This is a genomic window from Aquabacterium parvum (genome assembly GCF_001447195.1).
In the GTDB taxonomy this organism is placed as follows: Bacteria; Pseudomonadota; Gammaproteobacteria; order Burkholderiales; family Burkholderiaceae_C; genus Aquabacterium; species Aquabacterium parvum.
Genome location: NZ_LFRI01000341.1, coordinates 427,085 through 449,334, shown reverse-complemented (window position 1 = coordinate 449,334; position 22,250 = coordinate 427,085). Strand labels below are relative to the sequence as shown.

Here is a 22,250-nt window from a genome sequence, read left to right as displayed (position 1 = left end):
GCCAGGCGCTGAGGTCGTGTCCTCAGGCAACTCGGCGCTTGGCCATGGCCAGCTGGTACACGCCCAGGTTGCCCTCGACCATCGCTTCAACCGAGAAGCGCTCGACCACCCACTGCCGGCCCGCTTGCCCGTAGCGCTGGCGCAGCTCGGCCGAGCCCAGTAGCTTGTTCAGCTCGCGCACCAGCGCCGCCGTGTCACCCGGCGTGATCAGTTCACCGTTGAGGCCCGGCTGGATGATCTCGGGGATGCCGCCCGCGCGCCCGCCCACCAACGGCACGCCGCAGGCCGCAGCCTGCAGCAGCGACACGCCCAGGCCTTCCATGTGAGCGGGGTGGGCCAGCACATCGAGGCAGGGCAGCACGCGGTCGAGGTCTTTGCGGAAACCCGGCAGCTGCACGTGTTTTGACAGCAGCACGTCGCCTTTGACTCGGGCGTTGATTTCATCCCAGAGCGGGCCCTGGCCAAACAGGATCACCTTGAGCCCGGGGTGCTGGGCCAGCACATCGGGCAGCGCGTCGAGCAGCGTGACGTGGCCTTTGCGCGCGATGAATTGCGCCACCATGCCGATGGTGAGCTCACCGTCGGCCACACCGAAGGTGTCCTGGAACCAGCGCATGTGCGAGCGATCGGGTCGGTAGCGCTCGGTGTCGACCGCGCTGAGCACGCAGTGCACCTTGGCCGGCGGCACGCCCTCGGACAGCAGCACCTGGCGGATGCCCTCGGAGATGGTCACCACCTCGTCGTATAGGCGGTACTTCAAGTTCACCACGAAGCGCGATTCCGGGTTGTCGACTCGGCGGCTGAGCACCACGGGCACGCCTTCGAGCCGACCCGCCAACGCGCCCCACACGTCGCTGCCCCGGCGGCTGTGCAGGTGAACCACGTCGGGGCGCACCTCGCGGATCAGCTTGCGCAGGCGGCCGGTGAGGCCGATGTCGGCATCGCCACGCATCGTCATCTCGACCACGCGGGCGTGCGGTGCGGCTTCGGTGGCGATGGCGCTGCCGGTGGGGCAGGCCAGGACGCAGTCGATGCCGCGCGCTTTCAGGCCGCGCAGCAGGAAGACGACTTGCAGCGCGCCGCCGTAGAGGTGCATGCCGGCCTCGACGTGCAGCACCCTCATGACTGGGGCTCCAGTTGGGCCAGGGCGGTTTGCAGCACGCGCTCGGTGGTCAGCCCGGTCATGCAGGTGAAGGCGCCGTTGCAGGTGGGGCGCCGGCGGCAGGGCGAGCAGGGCAGGTTGTCGTACAAGATGCATGTGCGGGAGATGCCTCCAACCTTGGGGCCCTCGCGGTAAGGCCGGGTCGAGCCGAACAGCGCCACCGTCGGGATGCGCAGCGCCGAGCCCATGTGCGTCAGGCCCGTGTCCACGCCGACCAGCAGTTGCGCGTCGGCGATCAGCGCCACGCTCTCGTCGAGCTTCAAGGCGCCAGCCAGGTTGATCAGTTGCGGCTGGCCCGCGCAGATGCGCTCGGCGGCTTCTCGGTCGGCCGGGCCGCCCAACACGACAGGCTGCAGCCCCTGCGCCAGCATGCGCCGCCCCAACTCGGCCCAGTTGGCCTCCACCCAGTGCTTTTGCGGGCGGGTGGTGAAGGGGGCCAGCACCACCAGGGCACGGGGAGCGTGCGGCGCATCAGCGCTCGCGCCATCGCCCCAGGCGCTTCGCAGGCGCTCGCTCAGCACCTCGCGGGCGCGCAGCCGCTGCGCCTCGCCCACGGCCAGGTCGTGCACGAAGCTGCCATGCGGCGCACCCAGGTAATGAGCCAGGTAGCGGTACTCCGAGCCCATCACCGGGTCGGCGCCGGGCGGTGGCGTGACCACCTCGTGCACCAGGCGGTGGCTGCCCTCGCGAGCGATGATGCTCACGCGCCGTGGCGCGCCGGTGAACCAAGCCACCAGACCACTTTTGAGCAGGCCCTGGCCATCGAGCACGAGGTCAAATTGTTCGGCCTTGAGCTGCGCGCGGAAGGCTCGCACGGCGCGCCACAGGTCCAGGTAACGTTTGGCCTTCCAAAGCGCCTGCCACTCCCCGCGCGGCCAGACGATGACCTGCTTGAGCCGTGGGTTGTGCTTGAGCAGCGGCGCGCACACCGGCTCGCACACCCATGAAATCTCGGCGTTCGGGAAACGGGTTCTGAGCGCCGGGATCAGGCCCGAGGCCATGACGATGTCGCCCAACGCCGAGAGGCGGACGACGAGGATTCGACGGGGCTCGGGATGGGGGGCGCTCATGGTGTGATGGTGTCAGGCCGCGCGGCCAAGGCAGCGTTGGTACAGCGCCAGGGTGCGATCGAGCATGCTGCGGGCCGTGAGTTGTTCTTGGTACAGGCGCGTGATGCCTTGCGCCAGGGCTGCCGCGTTTTCGGTGGGCACGAGCAAGCCGGTGTCCTCATGGCGCACGATCTCGGGCACGCCGCCCACGCGCGTGGCGACCACGGGCACCCGCGCCGCGAACGCCTCGATGACGGCGATGGACAAGGCCTCGCGGCGCGAAGCCAGGGCAAAGGCGTCGAAGGCTGGCAGCAGCCGCTGCACATCAGGCCGGAAACCCAGGCAGTGCACGCGCGCAGCCAGCGCCGGCTCGGTTGTCAGCAAAGCTTGCACCTCGCGCCCGAACTCGGTGGCTGGGTCGCCGACCAGGTAGAGGTGCACACCGGCCGGCACGGAGCGCATGGCCTGAACCAGCAGGTCTTGCCCTTTGTCACGCACGAAACGGCCCACGTGCACCACGGCGAACGCATCCACGGGGATGCCCAGTTCTGCACGCAGCGCGGCGCGCTCTTCGGGCGACGGCGGCACAGGTCCTTCTGGCACACCGTTGTAGACCAGGCTGACGTCGCGCTCGGCGTACCCGGCGGCCAGCAGCCCATCACGCACCGCGCCCGACACCGCGATGATGTGCGCGCATCGTTGCATGTGCGTGCGCGCCGTGGTGGCGTGGGCCGTGCAGATGGCCAAGGGCGCGCGCTGGCGGTGGCCCGCCCGGCCTGCGTACATCGCACCACGGATCAGGTGGCCATGGACGATGTCGGCATGCCAGCGCTTGAGCAGCGCACGCAGCTTCCAGTGCGACCACAGGTCAAACAGCCCGTGCATGGGGATGTGTTCGAAAGCGATGCCGGCCTTCTCGCACTCGCTACCAAGCCAGGAGTCCATGGGGCCGGCGTAGCAGACCTCGTGGCCCGCCTCGCGCTGCAGCTTCATCATCAACAGGGCGTGGCTTTCGGCGCCACCGTAGCCGTGGCTGTGCAGGACGTGGACGATGCGCATGTTGCGGTGTGCCTCGGCTCAGGCCGCGATGCGGTCGGGCACGGCGCCCTGGCCCTTGCGCCCTTGCTTGGCGTGCAGCTTCCAGGCAAAGCCCACAAGGTTGTCGCCATAGGAGATGGCCTTGCGCGTCAGCTCAAACGGGTTGTCCGAGAAGTTGGCTGCACCGCGGATGCAGGTCGTGGCCGTCAGGTAGCCGGCGTCGCGAACCATGTCTCGCGAGCGCTCGGTGTAGTCGCCAAAGGGGTAGCAGAAGTGGTCGACGCGCTCACCCAGCAGGTCCTCGAGCGCCTGTTTGCTGCCGACGATTTCATGGCGCTGGCTTTCGGCGCTCAGCGTTGACAGGCGCGGGTGCGACATCGCGTGCGACCCGAAGTCGCAGCCTTCGCTGCGCAACTGGCGCACGGCGCCGGCGTCCATCAGGCGCGGCAATTCGGGCCGGTCGGTGAGCCAGTCGGCACGCTTGCCCACCAGCGAGCTGACCAGGTAGACCATGGCTGGAAAGCCGTGGGCCTTGAGCGCTGGCCAGGCGTGCTCGCGGAAATCGTCGTAGCCATCGTCCACGGTGATCACCACCGAGCGGCGCTTGAGTGGCTGGCCTTCGAACAGGCAGGCACGCGCCTGGTCCATCGACAGCACGTCCACGCCCATCCACTTGAAGTAGTTGAGCTGCGCCTTGAAGCGGTCGATGTGGCAGAACAGCGCGCGGTGCGCGTCCGGGCGCGGGTAGCGACCGATCTGGTGGTACATCAGGATCGACAGCGGCGGTGTGGCCGGAGGCTGGGTGGTCATCGGTCGGCGTTTCGTGCAGAGGCGCACTTTACCGCAGCGGGGCCCGGGCGTCGGTGCGGCGCCCGTGCGGGCAGTAGCCAGGGCGCGGGCCGACCTGCGGGTGTTTGCGGCAGGTGTTGGGCCGCTTGTCGTAGACCGTGCAGCGACGCGTTTGGGCGTCCAGGAAGCGGCAGTCGCCATCGGCGCGGCGCATCACGGTGAAGATGCCGGACTTCTGGTGAAAGCGCTCGATCACACCTGCCTTGACCAGGCGCTTGGCGATCTGCCTGGGGTCTTCGTGCTCGGCCTCGAACGGGTCGACCAGCTCCAGCCTCACCAGGTCGGGCAGCTTGATCTCCAGCGGCATGGTGCAGCAGTTGGCCATGCAGGTGTCGCACATGCCCGCCTTGTAGTGGGACCAGGTTTCGGTGCGGTCGACATCGACGATGTTGATCGGGGAGCGCATGGGGTCTTGCGGCGGCGAGGCTGGCAAACGAAAAAGCCCTTGAGTCCGGTGGAATCAAGGGCTTGGATGTTTTGGTGGCCTGGGGCGGAATCGAACCACCGACACGCGGATTTTCAATCCGCTGCTCTACCAACTGAGCTACCAGGCCTTTTGTCTTGGCTGAAAGCGTTTGTGCGATCAGCGAAGACTCTCAGTATACATCACTTTTTGAGGCTTTTTGGCCTCATCAGTTCATGGCCGTTTTCTTGTTGCGTCCGAGGTCCACGCCCAGCTGCTTGAGCTTGCGGTAGAGGTGGGTGCGCTCAAGGCCCGTCTTCTCGGCCACGCGGGTCATGCTGCCGCCTTCGCGTGCCAGGTGGAACTCGAAGTAGGCGCGCTCGAAGTCGTCACGCGCTTCGCGCAGCGGACGGTCCAGCTGAAAGAGCTGTTCGTTCGAGGGGCCCGACAGCGCAGTGCCGTGCGAGGCGGGGGCGTGCACGTGGTGGTGAGCCGGTGCGCTGCCGTATGTGGCAGGTGCCGTGGAATTCACGTGGGGGGCTTCGGTGTGCAGGTGCTGCGTCGGGGCCATCTCGGTGCGCAGTGCGCCGCCGCCGTTGTAGGACGATGCCGCCGTGATGGGCGTGACCGTGGCCAGGTGCACAGGCTGCACCATCGTGGTGGCGAGGTGGCCGCTGTGATGGGGGGCGTGAGGCGCTACACCGTTGGTGGCACGAGGGGCCGCCGGTTTGGCCAGACCCTGCTCGACCGTGCGCAACAGCTTTTGCATGGTGATCGGCTTTTCCAGGAATGCCTGGGCGCCGAACTTGGTGGCCTCGACTGCGGTGTCGATGGTGCCATGGCCCGACATCATGATGACGGGCATGGTCAACTGGCCGTTGGCTGCCCACTCCTTGAGGAGTGTGACGCCATCGACGTCCGGCATCCAGATGTCCAGCAAGACGAGGTCTGGTTTGCATTGCTCGCGCAGGGTGCGCGCTTGGGCGGCGTTTTCCGCCACTTCGACAGAGTGACCTTCGTCGCTCAGGATTTCTGACAGCAGGGCACGGATGCCCAGTTCGTCGTCGACAACAAGAATGGTGGCCATGTAATTTCTGATACCCGGGTGTGGGTGCAGTCCCTAGTGTGACCCACTTTGGTGTGGGATGGATGACAGCACCGAAAATGATAGCGAAACTTGTGCCCCGATCGCCGTCGGGGCACCCGGGGAGTTGCCCTGCGATGCGTTTTCCATCAGGTTGCGGATCCTCACCAGGGCTTTGTGCTCGTCTGCGATCTTCTTGACCACAGCCAGGCCCAGGCCCGTGCCTTTGGCTTTTGTGGTCAGGTAGGGCTCGAATGCCCTGCGCAGCACCTTGTCCGGGAAGCCTGGGCCGTTGTCGCGCACGGCCAGTCGCACGGCGCGGATGCTGCCGTCTTCATTGCGCGGCGTGTCGGTGCGCACGGTGACGCGGGCCGTGCCTCGCGCTGCGGCCCGATCGCTTGCCGCGTCTTGTGTGGTGTCCAGCGCGGCATCCAGGGCGTTCTGCACCAGGTTGTGCACCACCTGCCGCAACAGCGCGGCGTCACCCTGGATGTCGGGAAGGTCGGGCGCGAGGTCCAGCGTGAGCGTGCCTTGTTCGATCGCCTGGCCGTACAGGGCCATCACCTCGTTGACCAGTTCGTTGAGGTTCAGCGGCGCCAGCTTGGCCGAAGGCAGGCGTGCGTAGTCGCGGAACTCGTTGATCAGGTTCTTGAGTGCCTGCACCTGCGTGACGATGGTGTTGACCGAGCGGGTCAGCAGCTGGCGTCCCGGGTCGTCGAGCTTGTCGGCGAGCTTGATCTCCAGCCGCTCGGCCGAGAGCTGGATCGGTGTCAGCGGGTTCTTGATCTCGTGGGCGACCCGGCGCGCCACCTCGGCCCAGGCCTCGGCGCGCTGGGCCGACACCACCTCGGTGAGGTCGTCGAAGACGATGAGGGTTTCGTCGGGCGGCAACTCGGCTCCGCGCACCAGCAAGGTCAGCGGGTCGGGCGAATGCGGCAGGCTGAGCTCATAGGACTCCTGCCATTGCTGGCGCTCGCCTGGCGTGGGGTCGTTGGCGTAGAGCTCGAAGCGCTGGGCGATGGCGGTGGCGAAGTCCTGCAGGCCGGTCACGTCGGTGAGTGGGCGGCCACGGTAGGCCGAAATCGGCAGCTTGAGGATGCGTGTGGCGCCGGGGTTGACCATGTCGATGCGACCTTGCGCATCGAACACGATCACGCCGGCGCTGAGGTTGTCCAGCACGGTCTGCAAGTGGGCGCGGGCGCTTTCGAGTTCCTGCACGCTGCGCTCGGCCAGGGTGCGCGCGTCGGCGAGCTGCTGGGTCATGGCTGCGAAGGCGCGCGTGAGGCCCCCGAGTTCGTCCTGGGTGGCGAAGATGGTCTTGGGGCGCAGGTCGCCTCGGGCCACCTCCTGCACGCCTTCGGCCAGCAGCAGCAGCGGGCGCGCGAGCTGTTGTCCCAGGATGGCAGCGAGCAGGAAGGCACCGAAGACCGCCAGCACCAGCGCCAGCGTCAGCGTGCCGATGTACATCTTGCGCAGGCCGCCACGGCTGAGCGCACGTTGCTGGTACTCCTGGTAGGCGCTTTGCACGTCGAGCGCGTTGCGAACCAGCTCCGTGGGGATGAGCTGCGTGACGACCAGGAAGTGCCCGCTGGACTGCAGACTGAAGCTGCGGTCCGGCATCCAGGCGATGGCGATGATGCGCGGTGGGCCGGCGCTGTCGGCCTGCTCTTCCAGGCCTTCGATCTGGGCGTAGATGCCGCGGTTGCGAGCTTCGTTGCGCCAGCTTGCAGGCAGGCGTTCAGTGGCCAGCAGGCGTGTGCCGTCACCTCCGGCGGTCATGGACACGAGGCCGCTTTCGCTGGCCACCGAGACGGTGCGGGCTCGGATCTGTTCGCGCAGGCGCTCGAGCTCCAGCAGGCCGGGCTGGGTGCCGGCGCGGGGCTCTTCGGCCAGGCGCAGCGCGGCGGTGCGGGTTTTGGCCGACACGTCTTGCGTGAGCGTGTCGAGTGTGCTGCGGCCCAGGTTCAGGCCGGCTTCGAGCGCGCCTTCGACGCGCACGTCGAACCAGGTCTCGATGCTGCGTGAGACGAACTGGTAAGACACGGTGTAGATCAGCAGGCCGGGCAGCAGGCCGACCAGGCCGAAGATGCCAGCGAGCTTGAGCAGCAGCCGGCTGCCGAACTTGCGTGCACGCAGGCGCAGGGCCAGTCGGCCCAGGGCGATGGCGATGGTCAGGCCCAGCACCGTGGCCACCGCCAGGTTGCCCCAGACCAGCCAGGCGAAGTAGGGCTCCAGCCGCTCGCTGTTTTGCGTGGCCATGACCAGCAGGAAGGCCAGCACCAGGCCGCCGCCGGAGAGGGCGGTGCCGGCCAGGACCCACGCCCAGCGGTTGGCCTTGATGGTGCTCATGGGGTGGCGGTGCTCACGGCCATGCTCAGCGCATCGCCGCACTCAGGTTGATGCGCCGCGCGATCGAGAGGTCCCAGCCCGACTGGGGGCCCAGCCCGATTTGCAGCGGGCGGGGCAGCTCTTCGGTGTCCAGGCGGAAGCGGAAGATGACGTGGTGTTCGGCTTCGTCGCCCGACGCGATGGGGTCGCCGATGCGCCAGCGTGTGGTGCGGCGCATGGCGTCGAGGGCTTCCTGCAAGGTGACGAAGTGGCGACTCAGGCCGTCCTGGGTCAGTTTCCAGCGGCGAGTCAGCGGCTGCCAGCCCAAGCGCCAGCGGCGGTTGGCTTCACCGCGTGCCTGGTCCAGCCAGTACCACCGTTCGCGCATCAGTTCGGCTTCGGCCACGAAGACCAGGGTGACGCCGCGCAACAGCATCTGCTCCAGGTCTTTGGACAGCTCCAGGCGAACGCTGTAGGTCAGCAGCACACCTTCGTCGCCGAGGTTCACGGCCAGGCTGGTGAGTTCGGCGACGTTGCGGGTGGGGGCGCTGTCAGCCCAGGCGCCAGCCGGCCTCAGACATGCGGCAGCCAACGCCAGGCTGGCGCTTCGCTGGAGCAAGTCGCGGCGGCTCAGAGGCGACATCAGGCACCTTGTGAGGGTTTGGCGAGCAGGGCGTGGAAAAAGCCGTCGCCTGGGTCGGCAGCGGGAGCGCCCGGGGTGGCTGGTCCCAATGGCCGATGGGCTTCGGTCTCGGGGTATTCGACCACAGGGAGGATGTGGCCGGGCGCGGGCAGGCGCCGGGCGCCAGGCGTGCGTTGCAAAAACGCGTCGATGCGGTCTTCGCCCTCTTCGCGGAAGACGGAGCAGGTGCAGTAAAGCAGGTGGCCGCCTGGTTTGAGCAGGGGCCACAGGGCGTCGAGGATGGCGTCCTGAATGGCTGCCAGGGCCGCGATGTCGGTGTCGCGGCGTAGCCAGCGTGCGTCGGGGTGGCGCCGCACGATGCCCGAGGCGCTGCAAGGCGCGTCGAGCAGGATGGCGTCGAAGGGCTGGCCGTCCCACCAGTCGGCGGGGCGGCTGGCGTCTGCCGCGACGGTGCGGGCCTTCAGGCCCAGGCGGCCCAAGGTGTCTGCGATGCGCTTGAGGCGCTCGGGGTCGGCGTCGAGGGCGGTGACGTCGAAGTCGCCGAGTTCGAGCAGGTGGGCGGTCTTGCCGCCGGGGGCGGCGCAGGCGTCGAGGACGCGGGAGCCTGCGGGCAGCGTCGATCCACCTGCTTGCAGCAGCAGCGGGGCGGCCCATTGGGCGGAGGCGTCTTGCACGGAGGCGTCGCCCTCGGCGAACCCGGGCAACTGGTTCACCGGCACGGCGCGGGGCAGGACGATGGGCTCGGGGCCCAGCGGCGTCGGGGGGGCGCTTGCGGGGTCTTTCGCACTCACGGGCAGCAGGCCGACATCGGCCAGGCGCTCACGGTAGTCGGCGACGCTGCCGTGGCGGGTGTTGACGCGCAGGGTGAGCGGCGGCTGGGCCTGGTTGGCGGCCAGGATGGCCTGCCAGTGGTCGGGCCAGTCCTTTTTCAGGCGCCTGATCCACCAGCCGGGATGGTTGTGGCTCGCCACCTCGTCATTGGCCAGGGAAGTCATCAGCTCGGCGCGTTCGCGCAGGAAGCGGCGCAGCACGGCGTTGACCAGGCCGCTGGCAGCTTGCCCGACCTTGCGGTTCTTCTTGCAGGCGTTCACGGCCTGATCCACCAGCGTGTGGTCGTCGTAGCTGCCTTCGTCGATCAAAGCCAGAGCAGAGATCAGCAGCGCATCGACCCAGGGGTGGGGGGGCTTGGGCACCAGCTTGTGACGCAGGGCCTGAGCCAGGCCCATGCGGCGCATCACGGTGAAGGCCAGGGCCTGGGTGCCGGGGCGCTCGGGCGCCGGGGTGGCGGCGAGCGCTTCGTTGAGAGACTGGCCTTTGCGCACAGCGGCGACCGCGATGGCGCATCGGCCCAGCAACTGGGACAGGGGCAGGCTGTGCCCCGGGGTGGGTCGGTTCATGCCGCGCAGTCTATGCGCAGCGTGAACCGGTGGCCTTCAGCCGGGCTTCAGGCACCCAGGAAGTGGCGGCGGTAGCGGGCCGGCAGGTCTTCGATGCGCATGAGCATCGGCAGGTCGGCGGTGTTGAAGTCGGGGTCCCAGGCGGGCGCACCCAGCACCTTGGCGCCAACGCGCAGGTAGCCTTTGATCAGCGCGGGCGGCTCGACCTGCAGGTGGCGGTCCAGCTCTTCGACCGGCAGGGGCAGGCGCGGGCGCACCTGCAGGTCGATCGGGGCCAAGTGGGTCTGGCGCAGTTGCTCCCACAACGAGGCGGCCACGTGACCGCCGTCGCGCATCGAGATGCTGGCGCAGCCGATCATGGTGTCCAGGTCGTTGCGGACCATGAACTCGGCCAGGGCGCCCCACAGCGCCATGATGGCGCCGCCGGTGCGGTGGTCGGGGTGCACGCAGGAGCGGCCGAGCTCGACCATCTTGCCGCGCAGGCCGCGCAGGCGGGTCAGGTCGAATTCGGTCTCGCTGTAGAGGCCGCCGACGCGCTTGGCCGAGGCAGGCGTGAGCACGCGGTAGGTGCCGATGACCTGGCCGGGCTCGCCATCTTCGCTGATCAGGCGCACCAGCAGGTGCTCGCAATAGGGGTCGAACAGGTCGATGTCGTGGCCTTCGGGGCTGCCGGCGGGCACGTTCAGGCGCGCGCCCATTTCGCCGACGAAGACCTCGTGCCTCAGGCGTTGCGCCGCACGAACATCTTCTTCAGTGCGAGCCCAAACGACCTCAAAGGCCTGGCGTTTCGAGCGCGGGTGAAGTGACCTCCGGGCGGCCGTGCTGTCGGCCGACGGGGTGGACAGGCCTGCGATGGGCAGGGTGGGCAGCGGGAGGTCTCGCATCGTCGGTCTCCGTTCTAGGGGCCAGGTTCCGTATCGCCGTTTCGCGTTCTGAGGCGCAGTGTCCAGGGCGTGCATGACGGCGCCGTGACGCTCACGTGACGCCTGAATGACGCCGACGGCGGATGGGCCCGGCATCCGGGGTTGACACGCATCACAAACCCCGAGCCACACGGGCTGCACGGGCTGTTACGATCGAGGGCATGAGCATCCAGATCTTCGGCCTGCCGGTCTCGCGCGGCGTGGCCATCGGTCGCGCGGTGCTGGTCGCCTCCAGCCGCGTCGACGTGCCCCACGTCTTCATCGATCCTGCGCGGACCGAAGAAGAAATCGCGCGCCTGATTTCGGCCCGCGACACCGTTGCCGTCGAGTTCGACACCCTCAAGCGCGACCTGCCCGCCGATGCCCCGGCCGAGCTGGCCGCCATCCTCGACGTGCACCAGATGCTGCTGCAGGACGAGGCGCTGATCGGCGCTGCAGCCGAGTGGATCCGCGAGCGCCACTACAACGCCGAATGGGCCTTGTCGGCGCAGCTCGAAGTGCTGGCCCGCCAGTTCGACGAGATGGACGACGCCTACATCCGCGAACGCAAGGCTGACCTGGAGCAGGTGGTCGAGCGCATCCTGCGCAACATGGACCGCGAGGTCGCGGCTTCGGGTTTGCAGACGCCGGCCCATGGCCCGCGTGACTTCGGCGGGGACGAGCCGCTGATCCTGGTCGCCAACGACATCGCCCCGGCCGACATGGCCAGCTTCAAGCGCAGCGTGTTCTGCGGCTTCGTGACCGACGTCGGCGGCAAAACCTCGCACACGGCCATCGTGGCGCGTAGCATGGACATCCCCGCCGTGGTGGGCGCGCGCCAGGCCAGCGGCCTGATCCGCCAGGACGACCGCATCATCGTCGATGGCGATGCCGGCCTGGTGATCGTCGATCCGTCCCCCATCGTGCTGGAGGAATACCGCTTTCGCCAGCGTCAGGCCGAGCTCGAACGCGGTCGCCTGGCTCGCCTGCGCCACACCCCGGCTGTCACGCTCGATGGCGAGCGGGTGGAGTTGGTGGCCAACATCGAGATGCCCGAAGACAGCCCCGCCGCGCTGGAAGCCGGTGCCGTGGGCGTGGGCCTGTTCCGCTCCGAGTTCCTGTTCATGAACCGCGCGGGCAACCTGCCCGACGAAGAAGAGCAATACGACGCCTACCGGCGCGCGGTCGAGGCCATGAAGGGCCTGCCCGTGGTCATTCGCACGGTGGACATCGGTGCCGACAAGCCGCTCGAGGGCCTGACGGCCTCGGAGTTGCGCCACGAGTCGGTGCTCAACCCGGCGCTGGGCCTGCGGGCCATCCGCTGGAGCCTGTCGGAGCCCAGCATGTTCCGCCGCCAGTTGCGCGCGCTCTACCGCGCGGCGGTGCACGGCCCGGTCAAGATCCTGATCCCGATGCTGGCCAGCCAGCGCGAGATCCGCCAGACGCTGGAGAACATCGCCCACGTGCAGCGCCAGCTGACCGAATCAGGCAAACCTTTTGGGCAGTGCGAGCTGGGCGCCATGATCGAGGTGCCGGCTGCAGCGTTGACCATGCCGCTGTTTTTGCGGCACTTCGACTTCGTCTCCATCGGCACCAACGACTTGATCCAGTACACGCTGGCCATCGACCGTGCCGACGAGGCCGTGGCCCACCTCTACGACCCTTGGCACCCCGCTGTGCTGCAACTCATCCGCACCACCATCGCGCAGGCGCGGGCGGCGGGCAAGGGCGTGAGCGTGTGCGGTGAAATGGCGGGAGATCCGGTCTTCACCGAGTTCCTGCTGGCCATGGGCCTGCGCAGCTTCTCGATGCACCCCTCGCAGATCGCTTCGGTCAAGCAGCGCGTGCTGCGCGCCGACACGCGCCGGCTGGCGCCGCTGGTCGACGAGGTCATCCAGTGCGATGACCCGGAGGCCGCGTGCATGCAGGCGATGGCGGGTGGGGCTGCGGCGAAGCTGGCTTCGGCCGCCTGACGAACGCCTGCTCGCGCCCGGCTGGGGTGCCGTGAGCACGGCGAACAGCGGTGAACCCTGAAGGCGTTCACCTCGCCGTCAACGCTCAGCGCGCGCCGAGCTCTTCCCAACGGGCCAGCGCCGCCATCAGCTCTTCGTCGATGGCTTCGACGCGGGCGTGCATGGTGGTCACGTTGCCGGCTTCCTTGCGGTAGATGTCCGGGTCGGCCAGTTGTTTGTTGAGCTCCGCCTGCTCGGCCTCCAACGCTTCGATGCGGGCGGGCAGCTCGTCGAGCTCGCGCTGCTCTTTGTAGCTGAGCTTGCGTTTGGGTTGTGCCACCACGGGTGCAGCCGGGGCGGCGGCCGGCGCCGTGTCGGCGGCCACGGCCACGGGCGTGCGCAGGTTGGCCTCGGGCGTTTGCTTGACGGCAGCTGCGATGGCCGCCGCACCGGGCTTGCCGGCCGCGATCGCCTGAGCGCGGCGCGACTGGATCAGCCAGTCCTCGACACCACCTTCGTACTCGCGCCACTGGCCGTTGCCCTCGGACACCAGGGTCGAGGTGACCACGTTGTCCAGGAAGCGCCGGTCGTGGCTGACCAGGAAGACGGTGCCCGGGTACTCGGCCAGCAGGTCTTCGAGCAGGTCGAGCGTGTCGATGTCGAGGTCGTTGGTGGGCTCGTCGAGCACCAGCACGTTACTGGGCTTGGCGAACAGGCGCGCCAGCAGCAGGCGGTTGCGCTCGCCGCCACTGAGCGTGCGCACCGGCGAGTTGGCGCGCGCCGGCGAGAACAGGAAGTCCTGCAGGTAGCCCATGACGTGCTTGCGCGAGCCGTTGATCTCGATCCATTCGCTGCCCGGGCTGATGAAGTCGGCCAGCGTGGCGTCGAGGTTGAGGTGGTCGCGCATCTGGTCGAAGTAGGCGACCTGCAGGTTGGCGCCTTGCTTGACGGTGCCGCTGTCGGGCGCCAGCTCGCCCAGGATCATCTTGAGCAGCGTGGTCTTGCCCGCGCCGTTGGAGCCGACCAGGCCGACCTTGTCGCCGCGCAGGATGGTGCCGGTGAAGCCCTTGACGATGGTGCGGTTGCCGAAGGACTTGGAGACGTTTTCGAGCTCGGCCACGATCTTGCCGCCGCGCTCGCCTTGCGAGACTTCGAGCTTGACGCGGCCGGTCACGTCGCGGCGCGCGGCGTGGGCGGCGCGCAGGCCTTCGAGGCGCTTGATGCGCGCCACCGAGCGCGTGCGGCGGGCTTCGACGCCCTTGCGGATCCAGACCTCTTCCTGCGCCAGCAGCTTGTCGAAGCGGGCGTTGGCCACGGCCTCGTCGGCGAGCTCCTGCGCCTTGAGCGCCTGGTAGGCGGCGAAGTTGCCGGGGTAGCTGCGCAGGATGCCGCGGTCGAGTTCGACGATGCGGGTGCAGACGTTGTCCAGGAAGGCGCGGTCGTGCGAGATCAGCACGATGCTGCCCTTGAAGTCCTTGAGCAGGTCTTCCAGCCAGGTGATGGCATCGAGGTCGAGGTGGTTGGTCGGCTCGTCGAGGAAGAGCACGTCGGGGCTGGCCACCAGGGCGCGGGCCAGGGCCACGCGCTTTTTCATGCCGCCTGACAGGCTGGCAATGGGCAGGTCGGCCGAGAGGTTCAGTCGCTGCAGCGTCTCTTCAACGCGCTGCTCCCAGTTCCAGCCGTTGCGGGCTTCGATCTGGGTCATCAGCGACTCCATCTGGTCAGCATCGCCCTCGCCATGCGTGATGGCCTCGAAGCGCTCACGCAGTTCGCGGATGTCACCCAGGCCTTCGCTGACGGTGCTCTCCACGGTGGCGCCGTCGGCGAACGAGGGCTCCTGCGGCACGTAGGCCATCTCGATGCCTTTTTGCGCCTGCACCTGGCCGTCGTCGAGCTTGTCGATGCCGACCATGATCTTCAGCAGCGAAGACTTGCCGGTGCCGTTGCGGCCGATCAGGCCGATGCGCTCGCCCGTCTCCAGCGAGAAGGAGGTGTGGTCAAGCAGGGCGACGTGGCCAAAGGCCAGGCACGCGTCGTTCAGGGACAGGACAGCCATGGAAGGTCCGGGTGAGCAGGGGAGGGCCCCATGAGGTCATGGGTGGGCGAGGGGCAACCCGGTATTGTCGCTGTTTGGCGTGTCGCTGTCTGCCATGGTGGGGCTTGGGGCCTTGTCGGGCCCGCAGCCGAGGGGCCCGGGCCGATTTCACCTGACGGCACAAGGTCAGCCTGCCAGCTTGGCCTCCAGCGCGTCGATGAATCGCTGCGCCACGTTGAAGCCGGTCTGATCGGTGATTTCCTGGAAGCACGTCGGGCTGGTCACGTTGATCTCGGTGAGCCGGTCGCCGATGATGTCCAGACCCACCAGCAGCAGGCCGCGCGCCGCCAGGATCGGGCCCAGGTGCTCGGCGATGGCGCGGTCGGACTCGCTCAGCGGTTGGGCCACGCCCTTGCCGCCGGCCGCCAGGTTGCCGCGCACCTCGCCACCCTGCGGGATGCGGGCCAGCGAGAAGGGCACCGGCACGCCGTCGATCAGCAGCACGCGCTTGTCGCCTTCGCTGATGGCGGGCAAGAAGCCTTGCACCATGATGGTCTCGGTGCCATCCTTGGTCAGCGTCTCGGCGATGGAGCCCAGGTTCAGGCCATCGTCCTTCACTCGGAAGATGCCCATGCCGCCCATGCCGTCCAGCGGCTTGAGGATGATGTCGCGGTGCTCGGCGTGGAAGGCGCGCACCGCAGCCATGTCACGCGTGACCAGCGTGGGCGCGATGTGCTGCGGGAACTCCATGATCGCGAGCTTTTCGGGGTGGGCGCGCAGCGCGGCCGGGCTGTTGAACACACGCGCGCCCTCGCGCTCGGCCTGGGTCAGCAGGTGGGTGCAGTACAGGTACTCGGCGTCGAACGGCGGGTCCTTGCGCATCAGCACGGCGTCGGTGCGACACAGGGGCAGCTCGGCGGCCTCGATTTCGTCGTACCAGGCGTGCGCGTCACCCGTGAGCTGGATGCGGCGCGCGCGTGCCGTCACCACGCCACCACGTTGCCACACCAGCTCCTGCGGCTCGCAGGCCCAGATCTCGTGCCCGCGCGAAGCGGCTTCGCGCATCATCGCGAAGGTGCTGTCCTTGTGGGTCTTGAAGGTGTCGAGCGGGTCGGCGACGAAGAGCAGCTTCATGGTGTCTCAGGGGGCGTTGTCCGCCACATCGGCCCCCTCGGGCCGGGAACGGTAGTGTTCCACGAACAGGGTGACCCCACCCGCCACAAGGCCCCAGAAGGCCGAGCCCACGCCCAGCAGCACCACGCCCGACAGCGTGACCAGGAAGGTCACGATGGCCGCCTCGCGCGTGCCGGGGTGGGCCAGCGAGGTGGCCAGTCCGTTGGCGATGGTGCCCAGCAGCGCCAGGCCCGCCACCCCCATGACCAACTCGGGCGGGAAGGCCGCCAGCAACCCCGCCACGGCTCCGCCCAGCAGCCCCATGGCGATGTAGAACAGGCCAGCCCACACCGCAGCGGTGTAGCGCTTGTCGGGCGCAGCGTGGGCGTGCGGGTTGAGCACGATGGCAGCCGTGATGGCCGCCAGGTTGAAAGCGTAGCCGCCGAACGGCGCCAGCAGCACGGTGGTGATGCCCGACCAGCTCATCAAGGGCGAGACTGGCGGTTGGTAGCCCGACACGCGGATGGCCGACACCCCCGGCACCGCCTGCGAGGCCATGGTCACGATGAACAGCGGCAGACCCATGCCCAGCACCGCCTGCCAGGACCACTCGGGCGTGACCCACACGGGGGTGGCGAACTGCAGGGTCATCAGCCGCGTGTCGAGCAGCCCTTGCGATGTCGCCACCGCCGTGCCGCCGATCAGCACCCCCAGCACCGCATAGCGTGGCCACAGCCGCTTGCCGATCAGGTAGATCATCAGCATCGAGATGATGAGCAATGGCTGGGGTGTGGCCGCGGCGAACGACAGCAGTGCGAACTTGGCCAGGATGCCCGCCAGCAGGCTGGAGGCCAGCGCCAGCGGGATGCGGTTCATGATGCGCTTGAACCAGCCGGTGGCTCCACTGAGCCACATCAGCACGCCACAGACCAGGAAAGCGCCCACGGCATCGGCCAGGCTCACACCCGTGGCGGCGCTGGCGATCACGGCCGCACCTGGCGTTGACCAGGTGATGAGCACCGGGATGCGCGTCCAAAGCGACAGCCCGATGGTCGACAAGCCCATGCCGATGCCCAGAGCCAGCACCCAGGACGTGACCTGCTCGGGCGAGGCGCCCAGCGACCGCGCGGCGTGAAAAATCAGCGCGATCGTGCTGGTGAAGCCCACCAGCGTGGCCACGAAACCCGCCGAGATGGACGACAGCGAGGTGTCCCGGGCGATCTGGCCCAGGCTCGCGCGCTCAGCGGGGGTCTTCAGCTCAGATCTCCACCTTCGAGCCCAACTCGACCACGCGGTTGGTCGGCAGGCTCAGGAAGTCGGCCACGCCCGAGGCGTTGCGGTGCATGCCGGCGAAGAGCTTCTCGCGCCAGGGCAGCATGCCGCCGCCGATGGTCGGGATGACGATGTCGCGCGAGAGGAAGTAGCTGGTCTCCATGTCATCGACCTGCACACCATGTTGGCTCAGCAGCTTGAGGGCACGTGGCACATCGGGCTCATCCTTGAACCCGAAATGCAGCATCACCTGCCAGCAGTCGTTGCCCAGGTCTTCGATCTCGATGCGTTGCGCCGATTCGATCCAGGGCACCTCGTGTGAGCGCACCGTCACGAACAGGTTCTGGCGGTGCAGCACCTTGTTGTGCTTGAGGTTGTGCAGCAGCGCATTGGGGGTGGTGCCCGCGTCGGCATTGAGGAACACGGCCGTGCCTTCAACCCGCAGAGGCGGGCTGCAGAAGACGGCTTCGAGGAAGGGGTGCAGGTCGATGGCGTCCGAGCGCAGTCGCTCGCTCAGCAGCGCACGGCCATCCTTCCAGGTCGTCATCAAGGTGAACATGATGACGCCGATCAGCAGGGGGAACCAGCCGCCGTCGATGATCTTGAGCGCGTTGGCCCCAAAGAACATCAGGTCGATGAAGAAGAAAATGCCCGTGGCCCCGATGCAAAGCGGCAGGCTCATGTTCCAGGCAAAGCGGATCACGAAGAAGGTCATGATGGTCGTGATCAGCATGTCCAGCGCCACGGTGATGCCGTAGGCAGCCGCCAGCTTGCTGCTCGAGCCAAAGAACACCACCGCCATCACGATGCTGGCGTACAGCCCCCAGTTGATGAAGGGGATGTAGATCTGGCCGGTTTCGCGCTCGGAGGTGTGCAGCACGCGCAGGCGCGGCAGGTAACCCAGCTGAATGACCTGTTTGGTGACCGAAAACGCCGCCGAGATCAGCGCCTGGGACGCGATGAACGTGGCGCAAGTGGCCAGCCCCACCAGCGGATACAGCGCCCATTGGGGGGCCATCTCGTAGAAGGGGTTGCCGATGTTGTCGGGGTGAGCCAGCAGCATGGCGCCCTGCCCGAAGTAGTTGATCACCAGCGCTGGCATGACCAGGCTGAACCACGCCAGGCGGATGGGACGCTTGCCGAAGTGTCCCATGTCGGCGTACAGCGCCTCGGCGCCGGTTGCGCACAGGATCACCGCCCCCAGCGAGATGAAGGCCAGACCCGGGTGATTGAAGATGAAGCCCAGCGCGTGGTGCGGGCTCAGCGCCACCAGGATGGCCGGGTTGGCGATGACGTGCTTGAGCCCCAGCACCGCCAGCACAAGGAACCACACCACCGTGATCGGTCCGAAGAACTTGCCGATGCCGCCGGTGCCGTGCTTCTGGATGGCAAACAGCGCCGTCAGCACCACCAACGTCACCGGGATCACGTACCGCTCCAGCCCAGGCGTTGCCACCCCCAGGCCTTCGACGGCAGACAGGACCGAAATGGCCGGGGTGATGACCCCGTCACCGAAGAAGATGGCTGTGCCGAAGATGCCCAGCCCCAGCAGCACCTGCCGCAATTGGGGGCGGTCTTTCACGGCGGTGGACGCCAGCGCCAGCATGGCCACCAGGCCGCCTTCGCCATTGTTGTCGGCCCGCAGGATCAAGCTGACGTACTTCAGCGAGACGATCACCGTCAGCGTCCAGAACATCAGCGACAAGATGCCGTGGATGTTTTCCGGGCTGGGGTCCAGGTGTCCGTGGGCAAACACCTCCTTGAACGCATAGAGCGGGCTGGTGCCGATGTCGCCGTAGACGACCCCGAGGGCTCCCAGGGTCAGCGCGGCCAGCGAAGATTTGTGGCTCGGGTCGTGGGAAGGATGCTGCACGGAAAAAGGGCGGTTTGCCTTGAAGCGGCCATTTTGCGCCCGTTCCGCCCCGATCGGAAACTCCCCCGAGCAGGGGCGGTGCCTCAGGTCAGCTGTAAACCTCGGCGTCCGGGTCGGTGGCCGCCAGTTCGTAGCTTGCAGCCAACATCGCCAGTCGTGCGATGACGCCGTACATGTAGAACCGGTTGGGTGCGCTCACCCCTGGTTTGACCCCGGGGCGCGGCAGTTGCGTCGGCTCCGCGAACGCCAGCGGCACGAAGCTGGAGCCCGGCGCGTTGAGGTTTTCGTCGATGCCGCGCTCGGCGTGCACGCGGTAGAAGCCGCCCACCACGTAGCGGTCGATCATGTAGACCACCGGTTCGGCCACGGCGTCGTTCATGCGCTCGTAGGTGGGCACGCCCTCTTGGATGATCACCTGGCTGACGGCCTGGCCGTCTTTGACCACCGACATCTTGTTGCGCGTGCGACGGTTGAGCTCTTCCAGCTCCTTGGCGTCGCGCACCGTCATGATGCCCATGCCGTAGGTGCCGTTGTCCGCCTTGACCACCACGAAGGGCTTTTCGTTGATGCCGTATTCCTTGTACTTGCGGCGGATCTTGCCCAGCAGGGTGTCGACCTGGGATTGCAGGCATTCCTGACCGGTGCCCTCCTGGAAATCGACCTGATCGCATTCGGCGTGCATCGGGTTGATCAGCCAGGGGTCCATGCCCAGCAGCTTGGAGAACTTCTTGGCCGCCTCTTCGTAGTACTTGAAATGCTGGCTCTTGCGGCGCACGGCCCAGCCAGCGTGCAGCGGCGGCAGCAGGTACTGCTCGTGCAGGTCCTTGAGCACATCGGGGATGCCGGCCGACAGGTCGTTGTTGAGCAGGATGGTGCAAGGGTCGAAGTGCTTCAGTCCCAGGCGGCGCTTGCTGCGCAAGAGCGGCTCCAGCGTCAGCGTGCCGCCATCCGGCAAGGCGATGTCCGTGGGTTCGGTGATGGTTTCATCGAGCGTGCCCAGGCGCACATTCAGGCCCGTGAGCGTGAAGATCTGGACCAGTCGCGCCACGTTCTGCAGGTAGAAGGTGTTGCGGGTGTGCTTCTCGGGGATCAGCAGGAGGTTCTTGGCCTCTGGGCAGATCTTCTCGATGGCCGCCATCGAGGCCTGCACGGCCAGCGGCAGCATCTCGTTGGTCAGGTTGTTGAAGCCGCCAGGGAAGAGGTTGGTGTCCACCGGGGCCAGCTTGAAGCCGGCGTTGCGCAGGTCCACCGAGGTGTAGAAGGGCGGTGTGTGCTCCATCCATTCGAGCCGGAACCAGCGCTCGATGGCCGGCATGGATTCCAGCATGCGCTGCTCCAGTTCGTTGATGGGGCCGGTCAGCGCGGTGATGAGGTGAGGGACCATGGGTGGAGCGGGCGTCAAGCGGTGGACACCGGAGCATTCTAGGAACATCCGGACGAGCCCTCGCACATGGGGACGGATGGGCGAAAAAAAAAGGCCACCCGGAGGTGGCCCTGTCGTGGCGGGCGCGGGGGCCCGTTTCGGCGGTCAGCCGAAGATCACTTGGCGATCACTTGTGATAGGCGGTTTCGCCGTGCGAAGTGATGTCCAGGCCTTCGCGCTCTTCTTCTTCCGGCACGCGCAGACCGATGACCACGTCGACGATCTTGTAGGCGATCAGGGAGACGATGCCCGACCAGGCGATGGTGATCAGCACACCCTTGGCCTGGATCCAGACCTGGCCGGCGATGGAGTACGCGTCGGGCGCAACCATGGCAACCGTGGTCCAGTCAGACACCAGCGAGGGGCCGCCCAGGTTGGGCGAGTTGAACACGCCGGTCAGCAGGGCACCCAGGATGCCGCCGATGCCGTGCACGCCGAACACGTCCAGCGAGTCGTCAGCGCCCAGCATCTTCTTCAGACCGGTCACGCCCCACAGGCAGATCAGGCCAGCCAGCACGCCGATGATCAGCGCGCCACCGATGCCGACGTTGCCGGCAGCAGGGGTGATGGCGACCAGGCCAGCGACGGCACCCGAAGCGGCACCCAGCATCGAAGCCTTGCCCTTGAGCAGCGCTTCACCCAGGATCCAGCCCAGCACAGCGGCGGCGGTGGCGGCGAAGGTGTTGATGAAGGCCAGGGCGGCGAAGCCGTTGGCTTCCAGGGCGGAGCCGGCGTTGAAGCCGAACCAACCCACCCACAGCAGCGAGGCACCAACCATGGTCAGCGTCAGCGAGTGCGGGGTGAAGGCTTCCTTGCCGTAGCCGATGCGCTTGCCCACCATGTAGGCGCCCACCAGGCCAGCAACAGCGGCGTTGATGTGCACCACGGTGCCACCGGCGAAGTCCAGCGCGCCGTGTTGCCAGATCAGGCCGGCCTTGGCGGTCATGGCTTCGGCCACTTCAGGCGAGCTGTAGGCGTCCGGGCCCATCCAGAACCAGACCATGTGGGCCATCGGGATGTAGCTGAAGGTGAACCACAGCACCATGAACAGCAGCACGGCCGAGAACTTGATGCGCTCGGCGAATGCGCCGACGATCAGGGCGCAGGTGATGCCGGCGAAGGTGGCCTGGAAGGCGGCGAACACGATCTCGGGGATGTAGACGCCCTTGGAGAAGGTTGCGGCGTTGGCGAAGGTGCCCGCTGCGTTGTCCCAGATGCCCTTCATGAAGAGGCGATCGAGGCCGCCGATGTAGGCGTTGCCCTCGGTGAAGGCCAGGCTGTAGCCATAGATGAACCACAGCACGACGATCAGCGAGAACGTGACCATCACCTGCATCAGCACGGACAGCATGTTCTTGCTGCGCACCAGGCCGCCGTAGAACAGGGCCAGACCGGGCACGGTCATCAGGATCACCAGCAGCGTGGAGACCATCATCCAGGCGGTGTCGCCCTTGTTGGGAACGGGAGCAGGGGCCGCAGCGGGGGCGGCGTCGGAAGCGGCTTCGGCCGCAGCGGGTGCGGCGTCGGATGCCGCAGCCACTGCCTCAACGGCAGCGGATGCGACTTCGGCGGCGGAGGCCGCGGCTTCTTGGGCGTTGGCAACGCCGAAGAGACCGAAGGCCGCCAGCCCCAGCGCGAGGGACGCAATGAGCTTTCTCATGAAATGCCTCTTGTCAGGTCAGAAGGGGTGAATTCAGGGTGACGCCCGCCCGGTGAGGTGCAGGTTG

At 67.4% G+C, this 22,250-nt stretch carries 17 protein-coding genes and 1 tRNA gene; 1 reads left to right on the top strand and 17 read right to left on the bottom strand.

Annotated features, from left to right (window positions below; all coding sequences use genetic code 11):
• Nucleotides 1-22: 22 nt before the first annotated feature.
• From ABG80_RS13465 to ABG80_RS13415, 11 genes are all read right to left on the bottom strand, one after another.
• Nucleotides 23-1,123 carry a glycosyltransferase gene (locus tag ABG80_RS13465; protein ID WP_058088107.1) on the bottom strand — a complete coding sequence of 367 codons (1,101 nt, stop codon included), beginning with the start codon at nucleotides 1,121-1,123 and terminating at the stop codon, nucleotides 23-25.
• The gene (locus ABG80_RS13460; RefSeq protein WP_058088106.1) at nucleotides 1,120-2,232 is read right to left on the bottom strand and encodes a glycosyltransferase family 9 protein; all 1,113 of its coding nucleotides are present in this window, start codon (nucleotides 2,230-2,232) and stop codon (nucleotides 1,120-1,122) included. The genes ABG80_RS13465 and ABG80_RS13460 overlap by 4 nt, the downstream gene beginning before the upstream one ends.
• A 12-nt stretch (nucleotides 2,233-2,244) precedes the next feature.
• The gene (locus ABG80_RS13455; RefSeq protein ID WP_058088105.1) at nucleotides 2,245-3,270 is read right to left on the bottom strand and encodes a glycosyltransferase; all 1,026 of its coding nucleotides are present in this window, start codon (nucleotides 3,268-3,270) and stop codon (nucleotides 2,245-2,247) included.
• Between the two features lie 18 nt (nucleotides 3,271-3,288).
• The gene (locus ABG80_RS13450) at nucleotides 3,289-4,059 is read right to left on the bottom strand and encodes a polysaccharide deacetylase family protein (RefSeq protein ID WP_058088104.1); all 771 of its coding nucleotides are present in this window, start codon (nucleotides 4,057-4,059) and stop codon (nucleotides 3,289-3,291) included.
• Nucleotides 4,060-4,087: 28 nt separating this feature from the next.
• Nucleotides 4,088-4,504 carry a YkgJ family cysteine cluster protein gene (locus ABG80_RS13445; RefSeq protein ID WP_058088103.1) on the bottom strand — a complete coding sequence of 139 codons (417 nt, stop codon included), beginning with the start codon at nucleotides 4,502-4,504 and terminating at the stop codon, nucleotides 4,088-4,090.
• A gap of 72 nt (nucleotides 4,505-4,576) precedes the next feature.
• Nucleotides 4,577-4,652, bottom strand: a tRNA-Phe gene (locus tag ABG80_RS13440).
• Between the two features lie 78 nt (nucleotides 4,653-4,730).
• Nucleotides 4,731-5,588, bottom strand: a complete 858-nt coding sequence (locus ABG80_RS13435) for a response regulator (RefSeq protein ID WP_058088102.1) — start codon at nucleotides 5,586-5,588, stop codon at nucleotides 4,731-4,733.
• Between the two features lie 33 nt (nucleotides 5,589-5,621).
• Entirely contained in the window at nucleotides 5,622-7,934 is a 2,313-nt protein-coding gene (locus ABG80_RS13430; protein ID WP_058088101.1) for a sensor histidine kinase, read from the bottom strand.
• Nucleotides 7,935-7,959: 25 nt separating this feature from the next.
• Nucleotides 7,960-8,556: a DUF4390 domain-containing protein gene (locus ABG80_RS13425; RefSeq protein ID WP_058088100.1), complete on the bottom strand. Its 597-nt coding sequence runs from the start codon at nucleotides 8,554-8,556 to the stop codon at nucleotides 7,960-7,962.
• Complete coding sequence (gene rsmB, locus ABG80_RS13420; protein WP_058088099.1) at nucleotides 8,556-9,953, bottom strand: 16S rRNA (cytosine(967)-C(5))-methyltransferase RsmB; 1,398 nt, start codon at nucleotides 9,951-9,953, stop codon at nucleotides 8,556-8,558. Before rsmB ends, ABG80_RS13425 begins: the two co-directional genes overlap by 1 nt.
• Before the next feature lie 47 nt (nucleotides 9,954-10,000).
• Nucleotides 10,001-10,837, bottom strand: coding sequence for a GNAT family N-acetyltransferase (locus ABG80_RS13415; protein ID WP_058088098.1), 837 nt, complete (start codon nucleotides 10,835-10,837; stop codon nucleotides 10,001-10,003).
• A 200-nt stretch (nucleotides 10,838-11,037) separates the two neighbouring features.
• Between ABG80_RS13415 and ptsP the strand changes: the two genes are divergently transcribed.
• Entirely contained in the window at nucleotides 11,038-12,828 is a 1,791-nt protein-coding gene (gene ptsP, locus ABG80_RS13410; RefSeq protein WP_058088097.1) for a phosphoenolpyruvate--protein phosphotransferase, read from the top strand.
• Between the two features lie 85 nt (nucleotides 12,829-12,913).
• On the opposite strand, the gene ABG80_RS13405 is transcribed toward ptsP, so the two are convergent.
• The 6 genes from ABG80_RS13405 to ABG80_RS13380 all read right to left on the bottom strand — a co-directional run bounded on the left by ABG80_RS13405 (nucleotide 12,914) and on the right by ABG80_RS13380 (nucleotide 22,183).
• Nucleotides 12,914-14,863: an ATP-binding cassette domain-containing protein gene (locus ABG80_RS13405; protein WP_058088096.1), complete on the bottom strand. Its 1,950-nt coding sequence runs from the start codon at nucleotides 14,861-14,863 to the stop codon at nucleotides 12,914-12,916.
• A 165-nt stretch (nucleotides 14,864-15,028) separates the two neighbouring features.
• On the bottom strand, nucleotides 15,029-15,976 hold the full coding sequence (gene gshB / locus ABG80_RS13400; RefSeq protein ID WP_058088095.1) for a glutathione synthase: 948 nt from the start codon (nucleotides 15,974-15,976) through the stop codon (nucleotides 15,029-15,031).
• Between the two features lie 6 nt (nucleotides 15,977-15,982).
• Entirely contained in the window at nucleotides 15,983-17,158 is a 1,176-nt protein-coding gene (locus ABG80_RS13395; RefSeq protein WP_321166058.1) for a benzoate/H(+) symporter BenE family transporter, read from the bottom strand.
• Nucleotides 17,159-17,213: 55 nt separating this feature from the next.
• On the bottom strand, nucleotides 17,214-19,100 hold the full coding sequence (locus ABG80_RS13390; protein ID WP_235513848.1) for a potassium transporter Kup: 1,887 nt from the start codon (nucleotides 19,098-19,100) through the stop codon (nucleotides 17,214-17,216).
• 88 nt (nucleotides 19,101-19,188) lie between these two features.
• Nucleotides 19,189-20,484, bottom strand: coding sequence for a glutamate--cysteine ligase (gene gshA / locus ABG80_RS13385; protein ID WP_058088093.1), 1,296 nt, complete (start codon nucleotides 20,482-20,484; stop codon nucleotides 19,189-19,191).
• Nucleotides 20,485-20,650: 166 nt separating this feature from the next.
• The gene (locus ABG80_RS13380) at nucleotides 20,651-22,183 is read right to left on the bottom strand and encodes an ammonium transporter (RefSeq protein ID WP_058088092.1); all 1,533 of its coding nucleotides are present in this window, start codon (nucleotides 22,181-22,183) and stop codon (nucleotides 20,651-20,653) included.
• Nucleotides 22,184-22,250 lie beyond the last annotated feature (67 nt).